Origin of the sequence: Pseudomonas sp. QL9 (genome assembly GCF_041409665.1) — a bacterium.
GTDB lineage: Bacteria > Pseudomonadota > Gammaproteobacteria > Pseudomonadales > Pseudomonadaceae > Pseudomonas > Pseudomonas knackmussii.
Genome location: NZ_CP166971.1, coordinates 2,993,249 through 3,011,785, shown reverse-complemented (window position 1 = coordinate 3,011,785; position 18,537 = coordinate 2,993,249). Strand labels below are relative to the sequence as shown.

14 protein-coding genes are annotated in these 18,537 nt (G+C 68.1%); 11 read left to right on the top strand and 3 right to left on the bottom strand.

Annotated features, from left to right (window positions below; all coding sequences use genetic code 11):
- Positions 1–19 precede the first annotated feature (19 nt).
- Positions 20–1,441, top strand: coding sequence for an IS1182 family transposase (locus ACA097_RS14215; protein WP_371368433.1), 1,422 nt, complete (start codon positions 20–22; stop codon positions 1,439–1,441).
- A 199-nt stretch (positions 1,442–1,640) separates the two neighbouring features.
- Here ACA097_RS14215 and ACA097_RS14210 read toward each other — a convergent pair whose 3' ends face one another.
- Complete coding sequence (locus tag ACA097_RS14210; protein WP_043256215.1) at positions 1,641–2,519, bottom strand: HDOD domain-containing protein; 879 nt, start codon at positions 2,517–2,519, stop codon at positions 1,641–1,643.
- A 212-nt stretch (positions 2,520–2,731) separates the two neighbouring features.
- Between ACA097_RS14210 and ACA097_RS14205 the strand changes: the two genes are divergently transcribed.
- The 8 genes from ACA097_RS14205 to ACA097_RS14170 all read left to right on the top strand — a co-directional run bounded on the left by ACA097_RS14205 (position 2,732) and on the right by ACA097_RS14170 (position 13,471).
- The gene (locus tag ACA097_RS14205; protein WP_371370466.1) at positions 2,732–3,928 is read left to right on the top strand and encodes a class I SAM-dependent rRNA methyltransferase; all 1,197 of its coding nucleotides are present in this window, start codon (positions 2,732–2,734) and stop codon (positions 3,926–3,928) included.
- Positions 3,929–4,163: 235 nt separating this feature from the next.
- Positions 4,164–6,002 (top strand): dihydroxy-acid dehydratase, encoded by a 1,839-nt coding sequence (gene ilvD / locus ACA097_RS14200; protein ID WP_371370464.1) that lies wholly within the window; start codon positions 4,164–4,166, stop codon positions 6,000–6,002.
- Positions 6,003–6,390: 388 nt separating this feature from the next.
- The gene (locus ACA097_RS14195; protein ID WP_371370463.1) at positions 6,391–7,770 is read left to right on the top strand and encodes a nucleobase:cation symporter-2 family protein; all 1,380 of its coding nucleotides are present in this window, start codon (positions 6,391–6,393) and stop codon (positions 7,768–7,770) included.
- Positions 7,771–7,946: 176 nt separating this feature from the next.
- Positions 7,947–8,585, top strand: coding sequence for a 4Fe-4S dicluster domain-containing protein (locus ACA097_RS14190; RefSeq protein ID WP_371370462.1), 639 nt, complete (start codon positions 7,947–7,949; stop codon positions 8,583–8,585).
- Between the two features lies 1 nt (position 8,586).
- A complete protein-coding gene (locus ACA097_RS14185) occupies positions 8,587–10,254 on the top strand; it encodes an FAD-binding protein (protein ID WP_371370461.1) in 1,668 nt (555 codons plus the stop codon).
- Positions 10,251–11,513, top strand: coding sequence for an NADH-quinone oxidoreductase subunit F (locus ACA097_RS14180; RefSeq protein WP_371370460.1), 1,263 nt, complete (start codon positions 10,251–10,253; stop codon positions 11,511–11,513). The genes ACA097_RS14185 and ACA097_RS14180 overlap by 4 nt, the downstream gene beginning before the upstream one ends.
- 28 nt (positions 11,514–11,541) lie before the next feature.
- On the top strand, positions 11,542–12,996 hold the full coding sequence (locus ACA097_RS14175; protein WP_371370459.1) for a DASS family sodium-coupled anion symporter: 1,455 nt from the start codon (positions 11,542–11,544) through the stop codon (positions 12,994–12,996).
- A 4-nt stretch (positions 12,997–13,000) separates the two neighbouring features.
- Entirely contained in the window at positions 13,001–13,471 is a 471-nt protein-coding gene (locus ACA097_RS14170) for a metallophosphoesterase family protein (protein ID WP_371370458.1), read from the top strand.
- A gap of 49 nt (positions 13,472–13,520) precedes the next feature.
- Here the strand turns inward: ACA097_RS14170 and ACA097_RS14165 are convergent, their stop codons facing one another.
- Positions 13,521–14,894: a GTPase/DUF3482 domain-containing protein gene (locus ACA097_RS14165; RefSeq protein WP_371370457.1), complete on the bottom strand. Its 1,374-nt coding sequence runs from the start codon at positions 14,892–14,894 to the stop codon at positions 13,521–13,523.
- Positions 14,887–16,278, bottom strand: a complete 1,392-nt coding sequence (locus ACA097_RS14160) for a DUF2868 domain-containing protein (protein WP_371370456.1) — start codon at positions 16,276–16,278, stop codon at positions 14,887–14,889. Before ACA097_RS14160 ends, ACA097_RS14165 begins: the two co-directional genes overlap by 8 nt.
- Before the next feature lie 170 nt (positions 16,279–16,448).
- On the opposite strand from ACA097_RS14160, the gene ACA097_RS14155 reads away from it, so the two are divergent.
- Both ACA097_RS14155 and ACA097_RS14150 read left to right on the top strand, forming a co-directional pair.
- Positions 16,449–17,471, top strand: coding sequence for a hypothetical protein (locus tag ACA097_RS14155; protein WP_371370455.1), 1,023 nt, complete (start codon positions 16,449–16,451; stop codon positions 17,469–17,471).
- Positions 17,468–18,529, top strand: coding sequence for a hypothetical protein (locus ACA097_RS14150; protein ID WP_371370454.1), 1,062 nt, complete (start codon positions 17,468–17,470; stop codon positions 18,527–18,529). Before ACA097_RS14155 ends, ACA097_RS14150 begins: the two co-directional genes overlap by 4 nt.
- Positions 18,530–18,537 lie beyond the last annotated feature (8 nt).

The window sequence follows — 18,537 nt, the reverse complement described above, 5'->3', positions numbered from 1 at the left end:
GATACGGGCATTGTCGTTCATGGGCTATATCCGCGGTGAAGGGCGTGATCAGGGCAGCTTGTTTCCAGTGTCGCTGGATGAGTTGGTTCCCGAAGAACATCTGGTCCGCGTGATCGAGGCCTACGTGGCGCGGTTGGATTTGCAGCGGCTGGGCTTCAGCAAGGCGCAGGCGAGCCGGACGGGGCGCCCGGCCTATGATCCGGCCGACTTGCTCAAGCTGTACCTGTATGGCTACTTCCAGCGAATTCGCTCCTCGCGCCGACTGGAAGCCGAATGCCAGCGCAATGTCGAAGTGATGTGGCTGCTGGGTCGCCTGTCGCCGGACTTCAAGACCATTGCCGACTTCCGCAAAGACAATGGTTCGGCGTTTCAGGCGACCTGTCGTGCTTTCGTGCAGTTCTGCCGCCAGGTCGGGTTGCTCGGTGGTCAGTTGGTGGCCATCGATGGCAGCAAATTCCAGGCGGTGGCTTCACGGCGCAAGCACCTGAGCCTGGCGCGGCTCAAGCGTCAGCAAGCCAAGCTGGAGGCCGAGATAGCCCGCTATCTGAGCGACCTGGATGAGGCCGACCGCGCCGAAGCGGGCGATGGGGTCGACCGGAGTGCCGTGAAGACTGCGCTGGAGCAGTTGCAGGCTCAACACGCGGACAACCTGACCTGCCAGGTACTGATGCAGGCCCAGGGGCTCGAGCAATTCGTGATCGGCGAGGCCGATGCCCTGTTGATGCGAACTCACCAGGGCGCACGGGTCGCCTACAACGTGCAAAGTGCCGTCGATGACAAGCATTGCTTGGTGCTGCACCACGAGGTGACCCAGGATGGCAATGACACTCGCCAGTTGCAGCCGATGGCGGAAGCCGCTCAAGCCGTGCTGGAACAGGCGCAACTGACGGTCACGGCGGACGCCGGCTACTCCAATGGCGAGCAATTCCAGGCGTGCGAGGATGCAGGCATCACGGCGTATGTACCGCCGAACCGTGGCGTTAACAATCATGGCAACGGCACGGCGCTGTTCGACCGAAGCGCCTTTACCTACGACGCGGAGCATGACCGCTATCAGTGCCCGGCAGGCCAGTGGCTCCCGCTCAAACAGGTACGAGGCACAGAGAGGATTTATGCGATCGCCGGCGACTGCCGTGCTTGCCCTTTGAAGGCGCGCTGCACGAATAGCCAGCGTCGTCATCTCAGCCGTCATGCCCATGAATCAGCGTTCGAGCGCATGCAGCAACGCCTGAAGGCCCGGCCGGAGATGATGGCCAAGCGCCGGGCGATCGTCGAACACCCCTTCGGTAACCTGAAACAGTGGATATTCGGCAACGGCCGCTTCCTGCTGCGGCAGTTAGCGGGCGCCAGTACGGAAATGGCCCTGGCCGTGCAGGCCTACAACCTCAAACGCGCGATTCAGGTACTCGGCGCGCGTCGCCTGATCGAGTTGATGGGCTGATCCCTCCAAAAAAACAAACGCCCCGAACCAGTCGGGGCGTTTGTTTTGCCTTGCTCACAGCGTGTTTTCACACGGCCTGGATTGCCCGGCTTTGTCGTTTCTGCTGCGGTTCGCTGTGGCGAGGCTCGCGAGCAAGCTCGATCCTACGAAGAGCGGATACACGCTGTACCTGTAGGAGCGAGCTTGCTCGCGAAGGCTCTCAGTAGCTCCCCTGCCCCACACCCAGCTCGAGGATGCTCGACTTGAGGTTCTCGAATTCGTACTCGGTCAGCCCCACGTAATCCAGCACCACGCTGCGCACGCTCTCCCACTCGTGATCCTCCGGCTGATTACCCAGCACGCGGTAGGAGCCGCAGATGTGCTCGGCCATCTTGAGGATCGCCAACAGGTTCTTCAGTTGGGTGTTGCGGCAACTCTCGTCGCTGAAGATCGACAGCGCGTTGTGATGGTTGGCGATGGCCTCGCAGACGTGCTCCGGCAGGCGCCAGGAGCGCGCGGTGAAGTAGCCCACCACCGCGTGGTTGGTGTTCAGCACGCGGTTCTCGGTGTCCACCACGCGGCGTTCGTCGCTGGCACTGGCGTAGGCTTCTTCGAGCACCGCCATGTAGTGCGGGAAGCGCTTGAGCATCAGCGGGATGCCACAGTTGTGGAACAGGCCCAGGGCATAGGCCTCGTCCACCGCCTCGTAACCGATGCGCTTGGCCAGGGTCAGGCAGCTCATGGCCACGTCCTGCGCGGTGTCCCAGAAGCGGTTGAGGATGACGATGGTGTCGTCGGTCATCTCGCCCTTGATCGACTGCGCGTTGATCAGGTTGATCACCGAGCGGCTGCCCAGCAGGTTGACCGCGCGCTGGATCGAGGTGATGCGGTTGGCCAGGCCGAAGAACGGCGAATTGACCAGCTTGAGCAGCGCGCCCGAGAGCCCCGGGTCCTGGCTGATCAGCTTGGCGATGGTCGCCAAGTCCGGATTGGGCAGGAACTGCTCCATCTGCAGATCGACCATGATCTGCGGTTGCGGCGGTACGCTGATGCCCTGAAGGGCCTGACGAATCTGTTCGGCGGTGAGTTCTTGGGCCATGAGGGCGGCTTGGGAAAAGTTGACGGGGCGCACAGTTTACCCACAGTCGAGGGCTCTGCAGCAGGCGTTCTGACATTACTTTATCGACCGCGCCCTAGGTAACTTTACCCATCGGCCTAAAGCCGCCCGACGGCGGGGCTCGCGCAGCCGGCACGGCTCGGCGCTGCGCCGGGGCTTGGGTATAATCTCGCTCTTTTTCCCGGAGCACCGCCATGACCCTGCCCAGCTTGCGTCTGAAAGCCAATGCCGAGCGCCGCCTGCGCGCCGGCCACCTGTGGGTCTACAGCAACGAGGTGGACGTCCACGCCACGCCGCTGAACGCCTTCGCTGCCGGCGACCAGGCGATCCTCGAGATGGCCAACGGCAAGCCCCTGGGCGTGGTGGCGCTGAGCCCGAACAACCTGATCTGCGGACGCCTGGTTTCCCGCGATACCAAGCACGTTCTCGACAAATCGCTGCTGGTTCACCGCATCAATGTCGCCCTGAGCCTGCGCGATCGTCTCTTCGACAAGCCCTTCTACCGCCTGGTCTACGGCGACTCCGATCTGCTCCCGGGCCTGGTGGTCGACCGCTTCGGCGATGTGCTGGTAGTGCAACTCGCCTCGGCGACCATGGAACGCCACCGCGACGACGTCCTCGCCGCGCTGCTGCAGGTGCTCAAGCCCAGCGCCGTGCTGTGGAAGAACGACTCCAGCGCGCGTGATGCCGAAGGCCTGGAGCGTTACGTGGAGAACGCCTACGGCGAAGTACCCGAGTGGGTGCCACTGGAAGAGAACGGCGTGAAGTTCGAGGCACCGGTGCTGGCCGGGCAGAAGACCGGCTGGTTCTACGACCACCGCATGAACCGCGCACGCCTGGCGCCCTATGTAAAGGGCAAGCGCGTCCTCGACCTGTTCAGCTACATCGGCGGCTGGGGTGTGCAGGCCGCGGCCTTCGGCGCCAGCGAAGTGATGTGCGTGGACGCATCGGGCTTCGCCCTGGACGGCGTGGAGCGCAATGCAACCCTCAACGGCCTGGCCGAGAAAGTCGCCTGCGTCGAGGGCGATGTATTCGACGCCCTGCGTGAGCTGAAGGCCGCCGACGAGCGCTTCGATGTGGTCGTCGCCGACCCGCCCGCCTTCATCAAGCGCAAGAAGGACCTGAAGAACGGCGAGGCCGCCTACCGCCGCCTCAACGAACAGGCCATGCGCCTGCTGAACAAGGACGGCATCCTGGTCAGCGCCTCCTGCTCGATGCACCTGCCCGAGGACGACCTGCAGAACATCCTGCTCGGCAGCGCCCGCCACCTGGACCGCAACATCCAGCTGCTCGAGCGCGGCGGCCAGGGCCCGGACCACCCGGTGCACCCGGCGATCCCGGAAACCCGCTACATCAAGAGCCTGACCGTGCGCCTGCTGCCCAACAGCTAAGGCCCGACGCTCCCGACCGCCAGCCTTCCCCTGGCGGTCGGGGCCGGCGTAGAATCGCGCAATCCCTCGCCAACACCCCCCGGCGGGCCCGTGAGCCCAGGCCGCGCGGGCGGTGACCCCGCCCCGCCTTGCAGCCCCCTCCGAACATGCAGCTCCACCTGCCGTTTGCATGTGCCTCGTACGACGCTCACGATAAGACTCTCACCGAGAACCTGATCAGCCGCAGGAACCCGTCATGCCCGATTACCGCTCGAAAACCTCCACCCACGGCCGCAACATGGCCGGCGCCCGCGCCCTCTGGCGCGCCACCGGGATGAAGGACGAAGACTTCAAGAAGCCGATCATCGCCATCGCCAACTCCTTCACCCAGTTCGTGCCCGGCCACGTGCACCTGAAGGACCTGGGCCAGCTGGTCGCCCGCGAGATCGAGAAGCACGGCGGTGTGGCCAAGGAATTCAACACCATCGCCGTGGACGACGGCATCGCCATGGGCCATGACGGCATGCTGTATTCGCTGCCGTCGCGCGAGATCATCGCCGACTCCGTGGAGTACATGGTCAACGCCCACTGCGCCGATGCCATCGTCTGCATCTCCAACTGCGACAAGATCACCCCCGGCATGCTGATGGCCGCCCTGCGCCTGAACATCCCGGTGGTGTTCGTCTCCGGCGGCCCGATGGAAGCCGGCAAGACCAAGCTGGCCAACCACGGCCTGGACCTGGTCGACGCCATGGTCGTCGCCGCCGACGACTCCTGCTCCGACGAGAAGGTCGCCGAGTACGAGCGCAGCGCCTGCCCGACCTGCGGCTCCTGCTCCGGCATGTTCACCGCCAACTCGATGAACTGCCTGACCGAGGCCCTGGGCCTGTCGCTGCCGGGCAACGGCTCCACCCTGGCTACCCACGCCGACCGCGAGCAGCTGTTCCTGCGTGCCGGCCGCCTGGCCGTCGAGCTGTGCCAGCGCTACTACGGCGAAGGCGACGACAGCGTGCTGCCGCGCAACATCGCCAACTTCAAGGCGTTCGAGAACGCCATGACCCTCGATATCGCCATGGGCGGTTCGACCAACACCATCCTGCACCTGCTGGCCGCCGCCCAGGAGGCGGAAGTGGCCTTCGACCTGCGCGACATCGATCGCCTGTCGCGCAAGGTGCCGCAGCTGTGCAAGGTCGCGCCGAACATCCAGAAGTACCACATGGAAGACGTGCACCGCGCCGGCGGCATCTTCTCCATCCTCGGCGAGCTGGCCCGTGGCGGCCTGCTGCACACCGACGTGAGCACCGTGCACAGCCCGAGCATGGCCGACGCCATCGCCCAGTGGGACATCACCCAGACCAAGGACGAGAAGGTCCACACCTTCTTCAAGGCCGGCCCCGCAGGCATCCCGACCCAGGTCGCGTTCAGCCAGAGCACCCGCTGGGACACCCTGGACGATGACCGCGCCGAAGGCTGCATCCGCAGCGTCGAGCACGCGTACTCGCAGGAAGGCGGCCTGGCCGTGCTGTACGGCAACATCGCCCTCGACGGCTGCGTGGTGAAGACCGCCGGCGTGGACGAATCCATCCACGTGTTCGAAGGCACCGCGAAGATCTTCGAGAGCCAGGACGGCGCCGTGAAAGGCATCCTCGCCGACGACGTGAAGGCCGGCGACATCGTGATCATCCGCTACGAAGGCCCGAAAGGCGGCCCGGGCATGCAGGAAATGCTGTACCCGACCAGCTACCTGAAGTCCAAGGGCCTGGGCAAGGCGTGCGCCCTGCTCACCGACGGCCGCTTCTCCGGCGGCACCTCGGGCCTGTCGATCGGCCACGCCTCGCCGGAAGCCGCCGCTGGCGGCGCCATCGGCCTGGTGAAGGACGGCGACAAGGTGCTGATCGACATCCCCAACCGCAGCATCAACCTGCTGGTGAGCGATGAAGAACTGGCCGCCCGCCGCGCCGAGCAGGACAAGAAAGGCTGGAAGCCGGCCGCCCCGCGCGCGCGCAAGGTGACCACCGCGCTCAAGGCCTACGCCCTGCTCGCCACCAGCGCCGACAAGGGCGCGGTGCGCAACAAGGCGATGCTGGAAGGCTGATCGTCCCGCGTCACGAAGAAGCCCGGCCTAATGCCGGGCTTTTTCTTTTCCCTGCCGCAACGACCGCTTGCCCCCAGAGAACGCGTAGGAGCAACTGTCTTTTGGACTCCCGCGTTCGCGGGAGTGACGGGATTAAGATTCGTACTCTCCTGCGTCATCCCCGCGAACGCGGGACCCGGCTTCATCGCGAACAGCGCTTGCTCTGGCCCGAAGGGGAATCACCCAGAAAACCCGTAGGAGCGAAACGCCCGCGCATCCGGGAGTCGCCATTCGCGAGCAAGGACGGGGCGCCCCTTCGTTCCTACGAAAATCCCTACGCCTGTCCTATGCCACTGTCCGATCGAAGCCCAGCCCCGTAAGATTCCGCTCTTTTTTTCGGACTGCCGCCATGAGTTCCCAGGAACCCCCCGTCCTCGCCGACAAGAACCAGCGCGACCTGGTCTACGGCCTGGAAGACCGCCCCGCCCTGCCCGTCGCCCTGCTCGCCGCGCTGCAGCACCTGCTGGCGATCATCGTTCCCATCGTCACCCCCGGCCTGCTGATCTGCCAGGCGCTGGGCGTGTCGCCGCGCGACACCAACCTGATCGTGTCGATGTCGCTGGTCATCTCCGGCATCGCCACCTTCGTCCAGTGCAAGCGCTTCGGGCCCTTCGGCGCCGGGCTGCTGATCGTCCAGGGCACCAGCTTCAACTTCGTCGGCCCGCTGATTGCCGGCGGCGCGCTGATGGTCAAGCAGGGCACGCCGGTCGAGCAGGTGATGGCGGCGATCTTCGGCGTGGTCATGGCCGGTTCGTTCATCGAGATGGGCGTGTCGCGAATCCTGCCGTTCGTGAAACGCCTGATCACCCCGCTGGTGACCGGCATCGTCGTGCTGATGATCGGCCTGACCCTGATCAAGGTCGGCCTGATCAGCATGGGCGGCGGCTTCTCGGCGATGAGCAACGGCACCTTCGCCAACGGCGAGAACCTGCTGCTGTCGGGCAGCGTGCTGGCGATCATCGTCGTGCTCAACCGCATCCCGGTGGTGTGGATGCGCAGCGGCGCCATCGTCATCGCCCTGGCCGTCGGCTACGCGCTGGCCGGCTACCTGGGCCGACTGGACTTCACCGGCATGCACCAGGCCGCGCTGTTCCAGGTGCCGACCCCGCTGCACTTCGGCCTGAGCTTCTCCTGGAGCCTGTTCATCCCGATGCTGGTGATCTACCTGGTCACCTCGCTGGAAGCCATCGGCGACGTCACCGCCACCAGCAAGGTGTCGAAGCAGCCGGTGGAAGGCCCGCTGTGGATGCAGCGGATCAAGGGCGGGGTGCTGGTGAACGGCGCCAACTCGCTGCTGGCCGGGGTGTTCAACACCTTCCCCAGCTCGGTCTTCGCGCAGAACAACGGCGTGATCCAGCTGACCGGCGTGGCCAGCCGCCACATCGGCCTGTGGATCGCCGCGATGCTGATCGTCCTCGGCCTCTTCCCCAGCGTCGCCGGGATCATCCAGGCGGTGCCCGAGCCGGTGCTCGGCGGCGCGGCCATGGTGATGTTCGGCGCGGTCGCAGCCTCGGGCATCAACATCCTCGCCGGCATCCAGCTCGACCGTCGCGCGCTGCTGATCATCGCCGTCAGCCTGGCCCTCGGCCTGGGCGTGTCGCAGGTGCCGGAGTTCCTCGCGCACATGCCGGCCGCCCTGCGCAACGTGCTGGAGTCCGGTGTCGCCACTGGCGGCATCTGCGCCCTGCTGCTGAACTGGTTCCTGCCGGAGGCAAAGGCACAGGCCTGACGCGAAAATCAGACCTGACTGACAGCCTCACGGGCAATCCGTGGGGCTGCGCGCCCCGCACAGGGGGCAAATCCGAGATGCCTTGAGCCAGATCAGGACAAGGCCGCCGACAAGCGCCCACGCTCTTCATCCCGCTGCCCCAGGGCAGCCCTCCCACTGTGCCAAACGGGGGTTCGATGAATCAGGAAGCCGCGCTGACCGTCAGCATCGACGGCGAAACCATCAGCACCAGCCAGGGCCGCTCGATCCTGCAGGCCCTGCTCGACGGCGGCCGCGCACTGACCGATGGCGTCGGCTGCATGGGCCAGGGCGTCTGCGGCTCGTGCCGCGTGCTGCTGCGCCGCGCCGGCTCGGCCGAGGTCACTACCGCGCTGGCCTGTGAAACCCAGGTCGAAGACGGCATGCAGGTCAGCTTCCTCGACCACCAGCCCTCCGCGCGCCACCACCCCTACAGCCCCGCCGACTGGCAGGAAACCTGGAGCATCCAGGAACGCCTGCACGCGACCTTCCCCGAAGCCAGCCACTGCCGCCACTGCGGCGGTTGCGACCGCGCCTGCCCGAAGCACCTGGAGGTGCAGAAGGGCGTGAACCTCGCGGCGGCCGGCGACCTCTCGGCGGCCTGGGTATTCGACGAGTGCATCATGTGCAACCTCTGCACCATCGCCTGCCCCGAGCACATCTCGCCCAACCACCTGGGGCTCTACGTTCGCCGCCTGAGCGCGGCGGTGGCGTTCCGCCCCTCGGACCTGATGCAGCGTCTCTGGCAGATCGGCAACGGCGAGCAACGCGTCGACCCCGACGCGGAGGTGAACTGAAATGGACCAAGGCATTCCCTACCTCCAGGCACTCGACGCGCTGCGCCAGAGCGATTGCGGCGAGCCACCGGCGCTGGCCGACAAGCAGGGCCTGCTCGACGCCCACCACCCCGACTACCGCCCCGGCAGCCGCGTACCCCTGGCCATCGGCGCCAACCGTGGCGAGCAGTGCCCGCTGGCCCTGGCGCGCCTGCTGCAGAGCAACAGCCAGGTGGACGACGCCGACCTCGCCGGCGCCCCGGTGGTCAACACCGATGTCCTGGTGATCGGCGCCGGCGGTGCCGGTTGCGCGGCCGCCATCACCGCCGCGGAACAGGGCGTTCGCGTGCTGCTGGCGACCAAACTGCGCTCCGGCGACAGCAACACGGTGATGGCCGAAGGCGGCATCCAGGCCGCTGTCGGTGACGACGACAGCCTCCAGCAGCATTTCGAGGACACCCTGCGCACCGGCCACTTCTGCGCCGACCGCACCCTGGTGGCACGCCTGGCCGAATCGGGCCCGGAAACCATTCGCTGGCTGATTTCCCAGGGCATGCTCTTCGACCTCGCCGAAGGCGGCCCCATGGGCGGCAAGCTGCTGCGCAAGAAGCCCGGCGGCGCCAGCCGCGCGCGCATCCTCTCGTACCGCGACTACACCGGCCTGGAAATGATGCGCGTGCTGCGCGAGGCGGTGGAGCTCGAACCGCGCATCACCCTGTGGAACCGCTGCCCGCTGGTCGAGCTGCTGTCCGACGAGAACGGCCAATGCGTCGGCGCGGTGCTCTACAACCTGGAACGGCACGGCTTCATCCTGGTCCGCGCCAGCCGGGTGATCCTCGCCACCGGCGGCGCCGGGCGGCTGCACCTGAACGACTTCCCCACCTCCAACCACTACGGCGCCACCGCCGACGGCCTGGTGCTGGCCTACCGCATCGGCGCCCGGCTGCGCGAGCTGGACTCCTTTCAGTACCACCCCACCGGCCTCGCCTGGCCGTCGCACCTGCTCGGCGGGCTGATCTCCGAGGCAGCGCGCTCCGCCGGCGCCTGGCTGGTCAACGGCGAGGGCCAGCGCTTCATCGACGAGCTGCAGCCGCGCGACGTGGTGGCCGCCGCCATCCTCCGCGAATGCGCCGAAGGCCGCGGCATCGAGCGCGACGGTTTGACTGGCGTGTTCCTCGACACCCCGGGCCTGGAGCGACGCTTCCCCGGCCTGCTGCGCCAGCGCCTGGTGAGCCTCTGCCACCTGGCCGCGCGCAGCAACATCAACCCCACCCGCGAACCCCTGCTGGTGCGCCCGACGCTGCACTACCAGAACGGCGGCGTGGTGATCGACGAGTACGGCGCCACCACGGTGCCCGGTCTGTATTGCGCCGGCGAGGTCAGCGGCGGCATCCACGGGCGCAACCGCATGATGGGCAACGCCCTGCTGGAGATCATCACCTTCGGCCGCCGCGCTGGCGCCCATGCGGCAAGCACCGCAGAGAGCAAACCGGCGCCCAAGGTCGGGCTGTTCCACCTCTACGACTGGCAGCGCCAGCTGACCCTCGCCGGCTTGCCGGTGGACGTGCGCGGCCCCCTGCTGTTCCCGCCCTACGGCAACTTCGACCTGCGCGCCGACGCCAGCCTGCGCGGCACCGCGACCGGCCAGCGTCACGCGGCCCTGCCCGGCAACCCGGAGACTGCGCCATGAGCGAGTTCACCCCAGTCCTGCTCGCCCCCTCCTCGCAGGTCGGCGCCGACCTCAATGCCTGGCTCGACGGCAACGGCGGTCTGGGACTACGACGCGCCCTCAGCGATCCTGCGGCGATCATCCCACTACTGCGCCAAGCCGACCTGCGCGGCATGGGCGGCGCCGGCTTCCCGACCTGGCGCAAATGGGCGGCTGTCGCCGAACAACCCGGCGGGCAAGACAAGTACGTGCTCTGCAACGGCAACGAGGACGAGCCCGGCACCTTCAAGGACCGCGTGCTGCTGGAACGCAGCCCGCACCAGGTCATCGAAGGCGCACTGATCGCCGCACTCGCAGTCGGCGCCAATCAGGTTCGGCTGTACGTGAACCCGCACCAGACGGCATCGCTGGCCAGCCTGCGCGAAGCCGCCCAGCAATGGCGCCAGCACGCCCTGTGGAGCGAGCTGTGTGGCGTCCTCGGTCGCCCACTTGAGCTGCGCGTAGTGGAGAGCTCCGGGCTCTACATCGGCGGCGAGGAAACGGCGGTGATCGCCAGCATCGAAGGCGGCTTCCCCTTCCCCCGCAGCAAGCCGCCCTATCCGGCCGAACAGGGCGTGGACGGGCGGCCGACGCTGGTCAACAACGTCGAGACCCTGGCCAACGTCCCGCACATCCTGCGCAACGGCGCCCACTGGTACGCCGCCCTCGGCCGCGGCCAGGCGCATGGCAGCAAGCTCTATTCGCTGTCCGGCGACGTGCTGCGCCCGGGCCTCTACGAACTGCCCATGGGCATCAGCCTGCGCGAACTGGTGTTCGGCCAGGGCGGCGGCATGCTCCTCGACCGGCCCTTCAAGGCAGTGTTCACCGGCGGCCCGTCGAACACCCTGCTGACCGCCGCCAACCTCGACGTGGCGCTCGACTTTGACAGCCTGCGCGACCGCCACTCCAGCCTCGGCACCGGGGCGATGATCGTGATTTCCGCCGGCACCAGCATCGTGCGCAAGGTCGCCGAGTACGTCGACTTCTTCGCCGCCGGCTCCTGCGGCCAGTGCCCGCCGTGCAAGACCGGCACCTACCAGCTCTCGCGCCTGCTGCGCCGCATCGACACCGGCAGCGGCGTGACCAAGGACCTGCGCGCCCTGGAAAGCCTCTGCGAGCTGCTCCCCGGCAGCGGCCGCTGCGCGCTGGTGGACGGCGCCGTCACGGTGGTGCGCAGCTCCCTCGAACAATTCGGCGACGAGTATCGCCAGCAGCTGCTCGACTACCCGCGAGGCGGCTGATCGGTTCGCTCATTCTTCAGGACGCATCATGAAACTCTCCTGGAACCACCTCCTCCCGGCGCTGCTCGCGCTGGCCCTGGCGGCCATCCCGGCGCCCGCCGGACTGGCGCCGCACGCCTGGTACTTCTTCGCGATCTTCGCTGGCGTAGTGCTCGGGCTGATCCTCGAACCGCTGCCCGGCGCGGTGCTAGGCCTGATCGGCATCGCCGTGGTCGCCGCGCTCGCGCCCTGGGTGCTGTTCAGCCCCGAGCAACTGGCGAGCCCCGGTTTCAAGCCCGCCACCGAGGCGCTCGCCTGGGCGCTGACGGGCTTCTCCAACAGCACCGTGTGGCTGATCTTCGCCGCCTTCATGTTCGCCCTCGGCTACGAGCGCACGGGCCTCGGCCGACGCATCGCCCTGCTGCTGGTGAAAGCCATGGGCCGACGAACCCTGAGCCTGGGTTACGCGGTGATGCTCGCCGACCTCGCCCTGGCGCCCTTCACCCCGTCGAACACCGCGCGCAGCGGCGGCACCGTGTTCCCGGTGATCAGCAACCTGCCGCCGCTGTACGACTCGCGGCCGAACGACCCGAGCGCGCGGAAGATCGGCTCCTACATCATGTGGGTCGGCATCGCCTCCACCTGCGTGACCAGCTCGATGTTCCTCACTGCCCTGGCGCCCAACTTGCTGGCCGCCGCGCTGGTGGAAAAGACCGCGCACGTGCACCTGAGCTGGTGGAACTGGTTCGTCGCCTTCGCGCCCCTGGGCTTCCTCCTGCTCGCCTTGCTGCCGCTGCTCGCCTACTGGCTGTACCCGCCGCAGATCAAGCGCAACGACAAGGTCCCGGCCTGGGCCGCCGAAGAGCTGCGCACCCTCGGCCCGCTGTCGCGCAAGGAAATCATCCTGCTGGTGCTGGTGCTCGCCGCGCTGGCGGCCTGGGTCTTCGCCGCCGCCTGGCTCGACCCGGCGCTGGTCGGCATCCTGGTGCTGGTGGCGATGCTGCTGACCGGCGTGGTGACCTGGGACGACGTGCTTGGCAACCGCGCCGCCTGGAACACCTTCGCCTGGTTCGCCACCCTGGTGGCGCTGGCCGGCGGCCTGAGCAAGGTCGGCTTCGTCAGCTGGTTCGGCCAACTGGTGGCCACCCACATGAGCGGCCTCAGCCCCACCACGGCCATGCTGGTGCTGGTCAGCGTGTTCTACCTGGCGCACTACCTGTTCGCCAGCTCCACGGCGCACACCACGGCGCTGCTGCCGGTGATCCTCGCCGCCGGCATGGGCATTCCCGGCATCGACCTGCAGGTGTTCGCCCTGCTGCTCGGCACATCCCTCGGCCTGATGGGTATCATCACTCCCTACGGCACCGGGCCGAGCCCGGTGTACTACGGCAGCGGCTACCTGCCGAGCGCGGACTACTGGCGGCTGGGGACGATCTTCGGCGCGCTCTTCCTGCTCACGCTGCTGGCCCTCGGCGCCCCCTGGATGATGGCTGTATTCGGCTGACTGCATGACCGCGAAACCACCCCTGCGCATCGGCGTGATCGCCGACACCCACAACCTGCTCCGGCCCGAAGCGCTGGAGCGGTTGCGCGGCTGCGATCACCTGCTGCATCTGGGCGACATCGGCAAGGCGGAGATCCTCGAAGCCCTGCGCCAGCTGGCGCCGCTGCATGTGGTGCGCGGCAACAACGACACCGACGCCTGGGCCGAAGCACTGCCGGAAACCCTCTGCCTGGAATTCGGCGGGCTGCGTCTATACCTGATCCACGACCTCAAGCAGCTCGCCATCGACCCACGCGCCGAAGGCTTCGACCTGGTGCTGGCTGGGCATTCGCACAAGCCGCTGGACGAAGTGCGCGATGGCGTTCGCTACCTCAATCCGGGCAGCGCCGGGCCGCGCCGGTTCAAGCTGCCGATCTCGCTGGCGATCCTGACGATCAGTGAAGGACGTGCCGAGGTGGAGATGATCACCCTGTAGGAGCGGCCCATGGCCGCGATTCGCGCGCATGGCGCGCTCCTACACAGGGTCAAGGCTCCAGAAGTTGCTCCGCCAGCAACGCCACCTGCTCCTGGCGCTCGCTCTTCTCCACGCGCTTGTGGCCATTGAGCGCCGACCACTCCGGATGCGCGCGCGCCTTGCGCAAGGCGTCCGGCAGCTTGCCCTCGCGCCACTGCTTGTCCTCCGGTGATGCCACGCGGATCGCTTCCATCGCCGCGTGCCCGCGCTCCTGCAGCGCCGCCAGCAACTGGCGCTGACGCAGGGCGAGCAGGCGCAGCACGCTGTCGTCCACCGAGAGTTCGCGCTGCCCTTTCAGTTTGCCCATCAACCGCTGGCCGTAGTGACCGAAGGTCTGCCAGGCGCCGCCGGCCAATGCACCGAGAGCGGTGGCCGCGCCCAGGGTCAGGCCACCCACCAGCAGGTCGATGCCGGCGCCCGCAGCGGCACCAGCTGCCACGCCGCCGCCCAGGCGCACGCCGAGCTGGCGCAGGGTTTCCGGATTGAACAGGTCGTCGCCCCAGCGACCGTCGAGCAGCGGCAGGTCGGCGGCGCGGGCGTCGTCCTTGCGGAACGCGTACAGCCGCAATAGCGCCTGCACGCAGGCTTCCTCGCGCTTGCGCACGCGGTCGCGCAGTGCCTCGGTGGCCTGGCTGATCGCCTCGGCATCGCCGGGTACCAGGTCGCGGCAGGCGGCCACATCCAGCAGCAGTTCGGCGATCAGTCGCGCGCCGGCCTCGCGGCGGGCCGCGGCCTGGGCCTCGTGGTCGTCGATCAGGCGCTCCAGCTGCGGTCGCGACTTCTCCAGCAGCAGGGCCAGGCTTTCGTAGAGCCGGCGCTCGCCGTCCAGCGGCGGCGCCACGCTGTCGAAGCGCACCAGCGCGTGCAGGCCGAGTCGCGACAGCGCTTCACGCCACTGCTCCTCGCGATGCTCACTGGCGGCGACGAAGTTCAGCACCGGCAGCAACGGCCGCGCGCAGCCAGCGAGCACCGCCAATTCGTCGCGGTATTTGGCAAGCACCGGCTCGCGGGCATCGATCACATAGAGCCCGGCATCGGACGCGAGCAACTGGCGCAGCACCTTGGCCTCCTGCTCGAAACGCCCGCGCGCTTCGCTGCCGTCGAGGAAACGGTGCAGCTTCTCCGGACCGTCGAGACGTTCGCCGGGACGCTCCAGAGCATCGAGGTAATCGCGCAGGGCGATGGCGTCTTCCAGACCGGGGGTGTCGTACAGCTCCAGCAGCGCCTGGCCGTCCACCGACAGCCGCGCGCCCTCGACGTGGCGTGTGGTGCTGGGTCGATGGGAAACCTCGCCGAAGCCGACATCGCGGGTCAGGGTGCGCAGCAGCGAGGTCTTGCCGACGTTGGTGTGGCCGACCACGGCCAGCTTGAGGGGCTCAGTCATGACCGCTCTCCAGCCAACCCAGCAGGGACGCGCCGCTGTGCCGCAGGCCGAGTTTGTCGATGGCCGCGTGCCAGTCGGCCAGGCGATCGCTGTCCAGCGCAGCGCCAGCCGGCGGCTGCAGCAGCCAGACGCGGGTGGCGCCGGCGCAGCGCGACAGCTCGGCGATCAGCGCCAGGGTGCCGCGGTCGGGAGAGCGCCGCGGGTCGCAGGCGATGGCCAGGCGCGCCGGCGGGTAGCGGGTCAGTTGCTCCAGCAGGCGGCGGCGTTGCGCACCGTCGTCGAGTACGCCGGCATCGGCTACTCCGGCCGGCAGCTTCGGCGGCCAGGCTTGGCTGTCATCCAGTTCGATGGCCACCAGCAGCGCGCCCTCGGCACTGGCAGCGGGGTTCTGCGCCTGCGGCTCGACCAGATTGGCGGGAGCGGCGTCGTTCACACCCAGTCGCTCGCTGCTCGGCAGCAGGCGTTCGCGCAGCAGGCTGTAGCCGGGCAGCGAGAGGTCCAGGCGCAACGCCGCGCGACCACTGCGCCAACGCCACAGGCAGACCAGCCAGAGCACCAGGCGCGGCAGCAGGCCATAGACCAGCAGGATGCCCACCAGCCAGCCGGCCCAGGCGTGCCGCGCCGCTTCGCTGGCCACCAGGGCATCGCCGCTGGCGCGCACCAGCTCGCTGTCCGGCAGCGGGAAGCCGAGCAGCGCCGGCAACGTGCCGAGGCCGTGGGTGAGGAAGACGAAGGTGTCGCCGCCGAGGATGGTGGTCTCCCAGACGAAGCCATAGCGCCGCGTCGACAGCATCGCCAACAGCACCACCAGCGCGGCGCCGAGGGCCAGCAGCCAGAGGCCGTGGACCAGCATGCCGAGCACCCAGCGGGTCAGGCGCTGGCGGCCGAGCAGCACCAGCAGCGCCGGCGCCAGCTGCGCGGCCTGGGCATCGCGCGCGAACTTGCCGCTCAGCCATAGCCACAGTCGCCCGAGCGCGCCGGCCGCCTCGCCGCCGCCAAGGGCAAAACCGCAGGCCCAGCCGAGCAGCATCAGCAGGTCCAGGCCGAGCAGGCTCGCCAGGGCCCAGAACACATTGACCGGACGCTGGCCGTCGCCGAGCGCGGCCAGGGCGAGGCCGCCACCGCTGAGCAGGGCGAGGACCACGAGCAGGTAGAAGGCCAGCTGCGCGCCCTGTTTCCACAGGCGCAGGGCGCTGTCGAGCTGGTCGCGGGCGGCCAGCCAGAGGGCGCGGGATTCGATGCGCCGGGGCAGCTCGCCGCCGGCGGCGATGGCGCGGCGGTTGGCCTCGGCGTCTTCCAGCGGGCCGGCCTGCTCCTCGCGCAGGCGCACGGCCTCGCACAGCCAGAGTCGATCGAAGGGGGAGGATGGGGCGCTGTCGCTCACGGGGTCTCCGATGCGGGTTCCTGGCCGGCAAGCATAACCCCTGCACCGCCACTCGTCCGCCCGGCGGGGTAACACCGGCCCGCCGCGACCCAACCAAGGAGGGGCTTACCCGGCGCCTGCGCAGGTATAGGGTGCGAAGACTCGCCAGAATAAGAACAACGAGGCCCGCCATGCCGCGCATCCTGCCTTGCGCCCTGCTCCTGCTGCTCGCCTGCGGTACCGCCGCAGCCGTCGAAACACCGCCGGTGCGCCCCTCCGACTGGGGCCCCGACACCCCGCTGATGCAGGCGGTGCCGCTGCGCAAGCTGGACGCGACGGTCGGCCAGCGCGCCTCCGACAGCGACGAATCGAAGCTGTGGATAAGCCATACCGACTTCCGCATCCACGACGACATCGGCTTCTTCATTCGCCGCATGCTGATCCGCATGAGCTCCAACGGGCCGAAGGGCACGCCGCTGCTGCTCGACGATCCCAAGGCGATGGTCGCGCGCATCCAGGCCGGCGACATCTTCGTCGCCGACGCCACCCTCGCCACCCTGCTCAACGAGGAACTGCGCAACGCCAATGCACCGGTACGCAACCTGGTGCTGAGCACCCGCAAGGATGGCCAGGAAGTGCGCGGCGAGCTGTTGCGCAAGGGGCGCTGGCGGCCACTGCGGATGCTCACCGGGATCGAGCAGGCCGGGCCGCTGAAGGTGGCGCTGGTGCCCAAGCGAATCTTCGTCGACGGCATCGACGTCACGCCCTCGCTCGAGGCCGCCTCCATCGAAATGTCCGAGGTGTTGCAACTGCACACCGCGCACATGCAACTGACCGGCAACCGCATCCTGGTGGACCTCGACGGCCTGTTCCCGCCGCCGCGCCTGGAGTTCGCCGTGCGCAGCCTGAAGCTGGCCGACGGCGGCATGGACCTGCTGCTCGGCGACGACCTGGCCAGCCTGCAATGGCCACAGCTGAACGCGCCGGAGAGCTACATGTTCATCCAGGGCGGCGACATCAAGATGGCGCGCACCATCCTGGTCAAGGCCTATGCGCTGTTCACCAGCCTGAGCCCCGAGCAGCCGCTGCTGTTCAACCTCTACGACTACCGCCGCCAGTTGCAGTACGGCGAGATTCGCCTGCGCCAGGACGGCATGGTGCACATCGCCGTATCGCCGGTTAAGGCGCCCGCGCCCGAGGAGAAAGCCCTATGAAGCGCCTCCTGCCCCTGCTCCTCGCCCTGCCTCTTTTCGCGCAGGCGCAGAGCGCCATCGAGCGCCAGCAAACGGAGCTGCACCTGCTGCGCCAGGGCTGGTTCCAGCAGACCCCGCCGGACGCCGAGCACGCCGCCACCCGCCCCGGCGGCATGCGCGACTCCGGCCAAGACGGCGTCGGCTTGCTGCTGCACGACGTGGACATGTATTTCGAAGGCGGCATCGGCTTCCACAGCCCCGAGCTGAAAGGCTGGCTGGTGCCGCTCAAGGCCGGCGAGCCGGTGGACTTCGACCGCCCGCAGGACATGCGCATCGAAGTCAGCGAAGGCGAGGTGATCCTCAACCCGCAGCAGCTGGCCAACCTGTTCAACCAGCGCATCCTGGCTTATCCACAGAGCATGCTGCGCAACTTCAGCATGAGCCTGGATGGCGACCGTCTGCTGGTCAGCGGCGAAGTGCAGCCGCTGGGCATCGGCCCCTGGCTGCCGCTGCGGCTGTCCGGCGGGGTGAAGCTGGAGGGCGACGAAGTCCTCTACCAGCCGGACCAGGTGAAGGTCCTTGGCGTACCGGCCTACGGCGCCATGAGCCTGGTCGGGCTGCACCTGGATTCGCTGGTCAGACTGGAGCGCCCCGGCGCCCTGCTGCGCGACAACGCCATGCGCCTGAACTACCACCAGGTGTTCCCACTGGTGGGCATCGACGGCCATGTCGACGCCGCCTGGCTCGACGACAAGGGCCTGCACCTGCGCTTCGCCCGACCGGCCGGCAGCCCCGCGCCGCGCTTCGAGCCACCGACCCAGGCCGGGCCGTCGTACGTCTGGCTGCAGTCGGGCGACTTGAAGATCTTCGAGATCCTCATCACCTACGCGCAGGTACTGCTCAAGGCCGAGCAGCCCGGCCAGACGCTGGTGTTCAACCTCAAGGACTACCGCAAGGTGCTGTCCACCGGCATCACCCAGGTCAACGAGGACGGCACCTTCTTCATGCGCGTTCCGCCGTACAGCAACGACACCACCTCCGCCCGGCTGGTATCCTCTGCCGCCGTCGGATCACCTTGAACCCACGC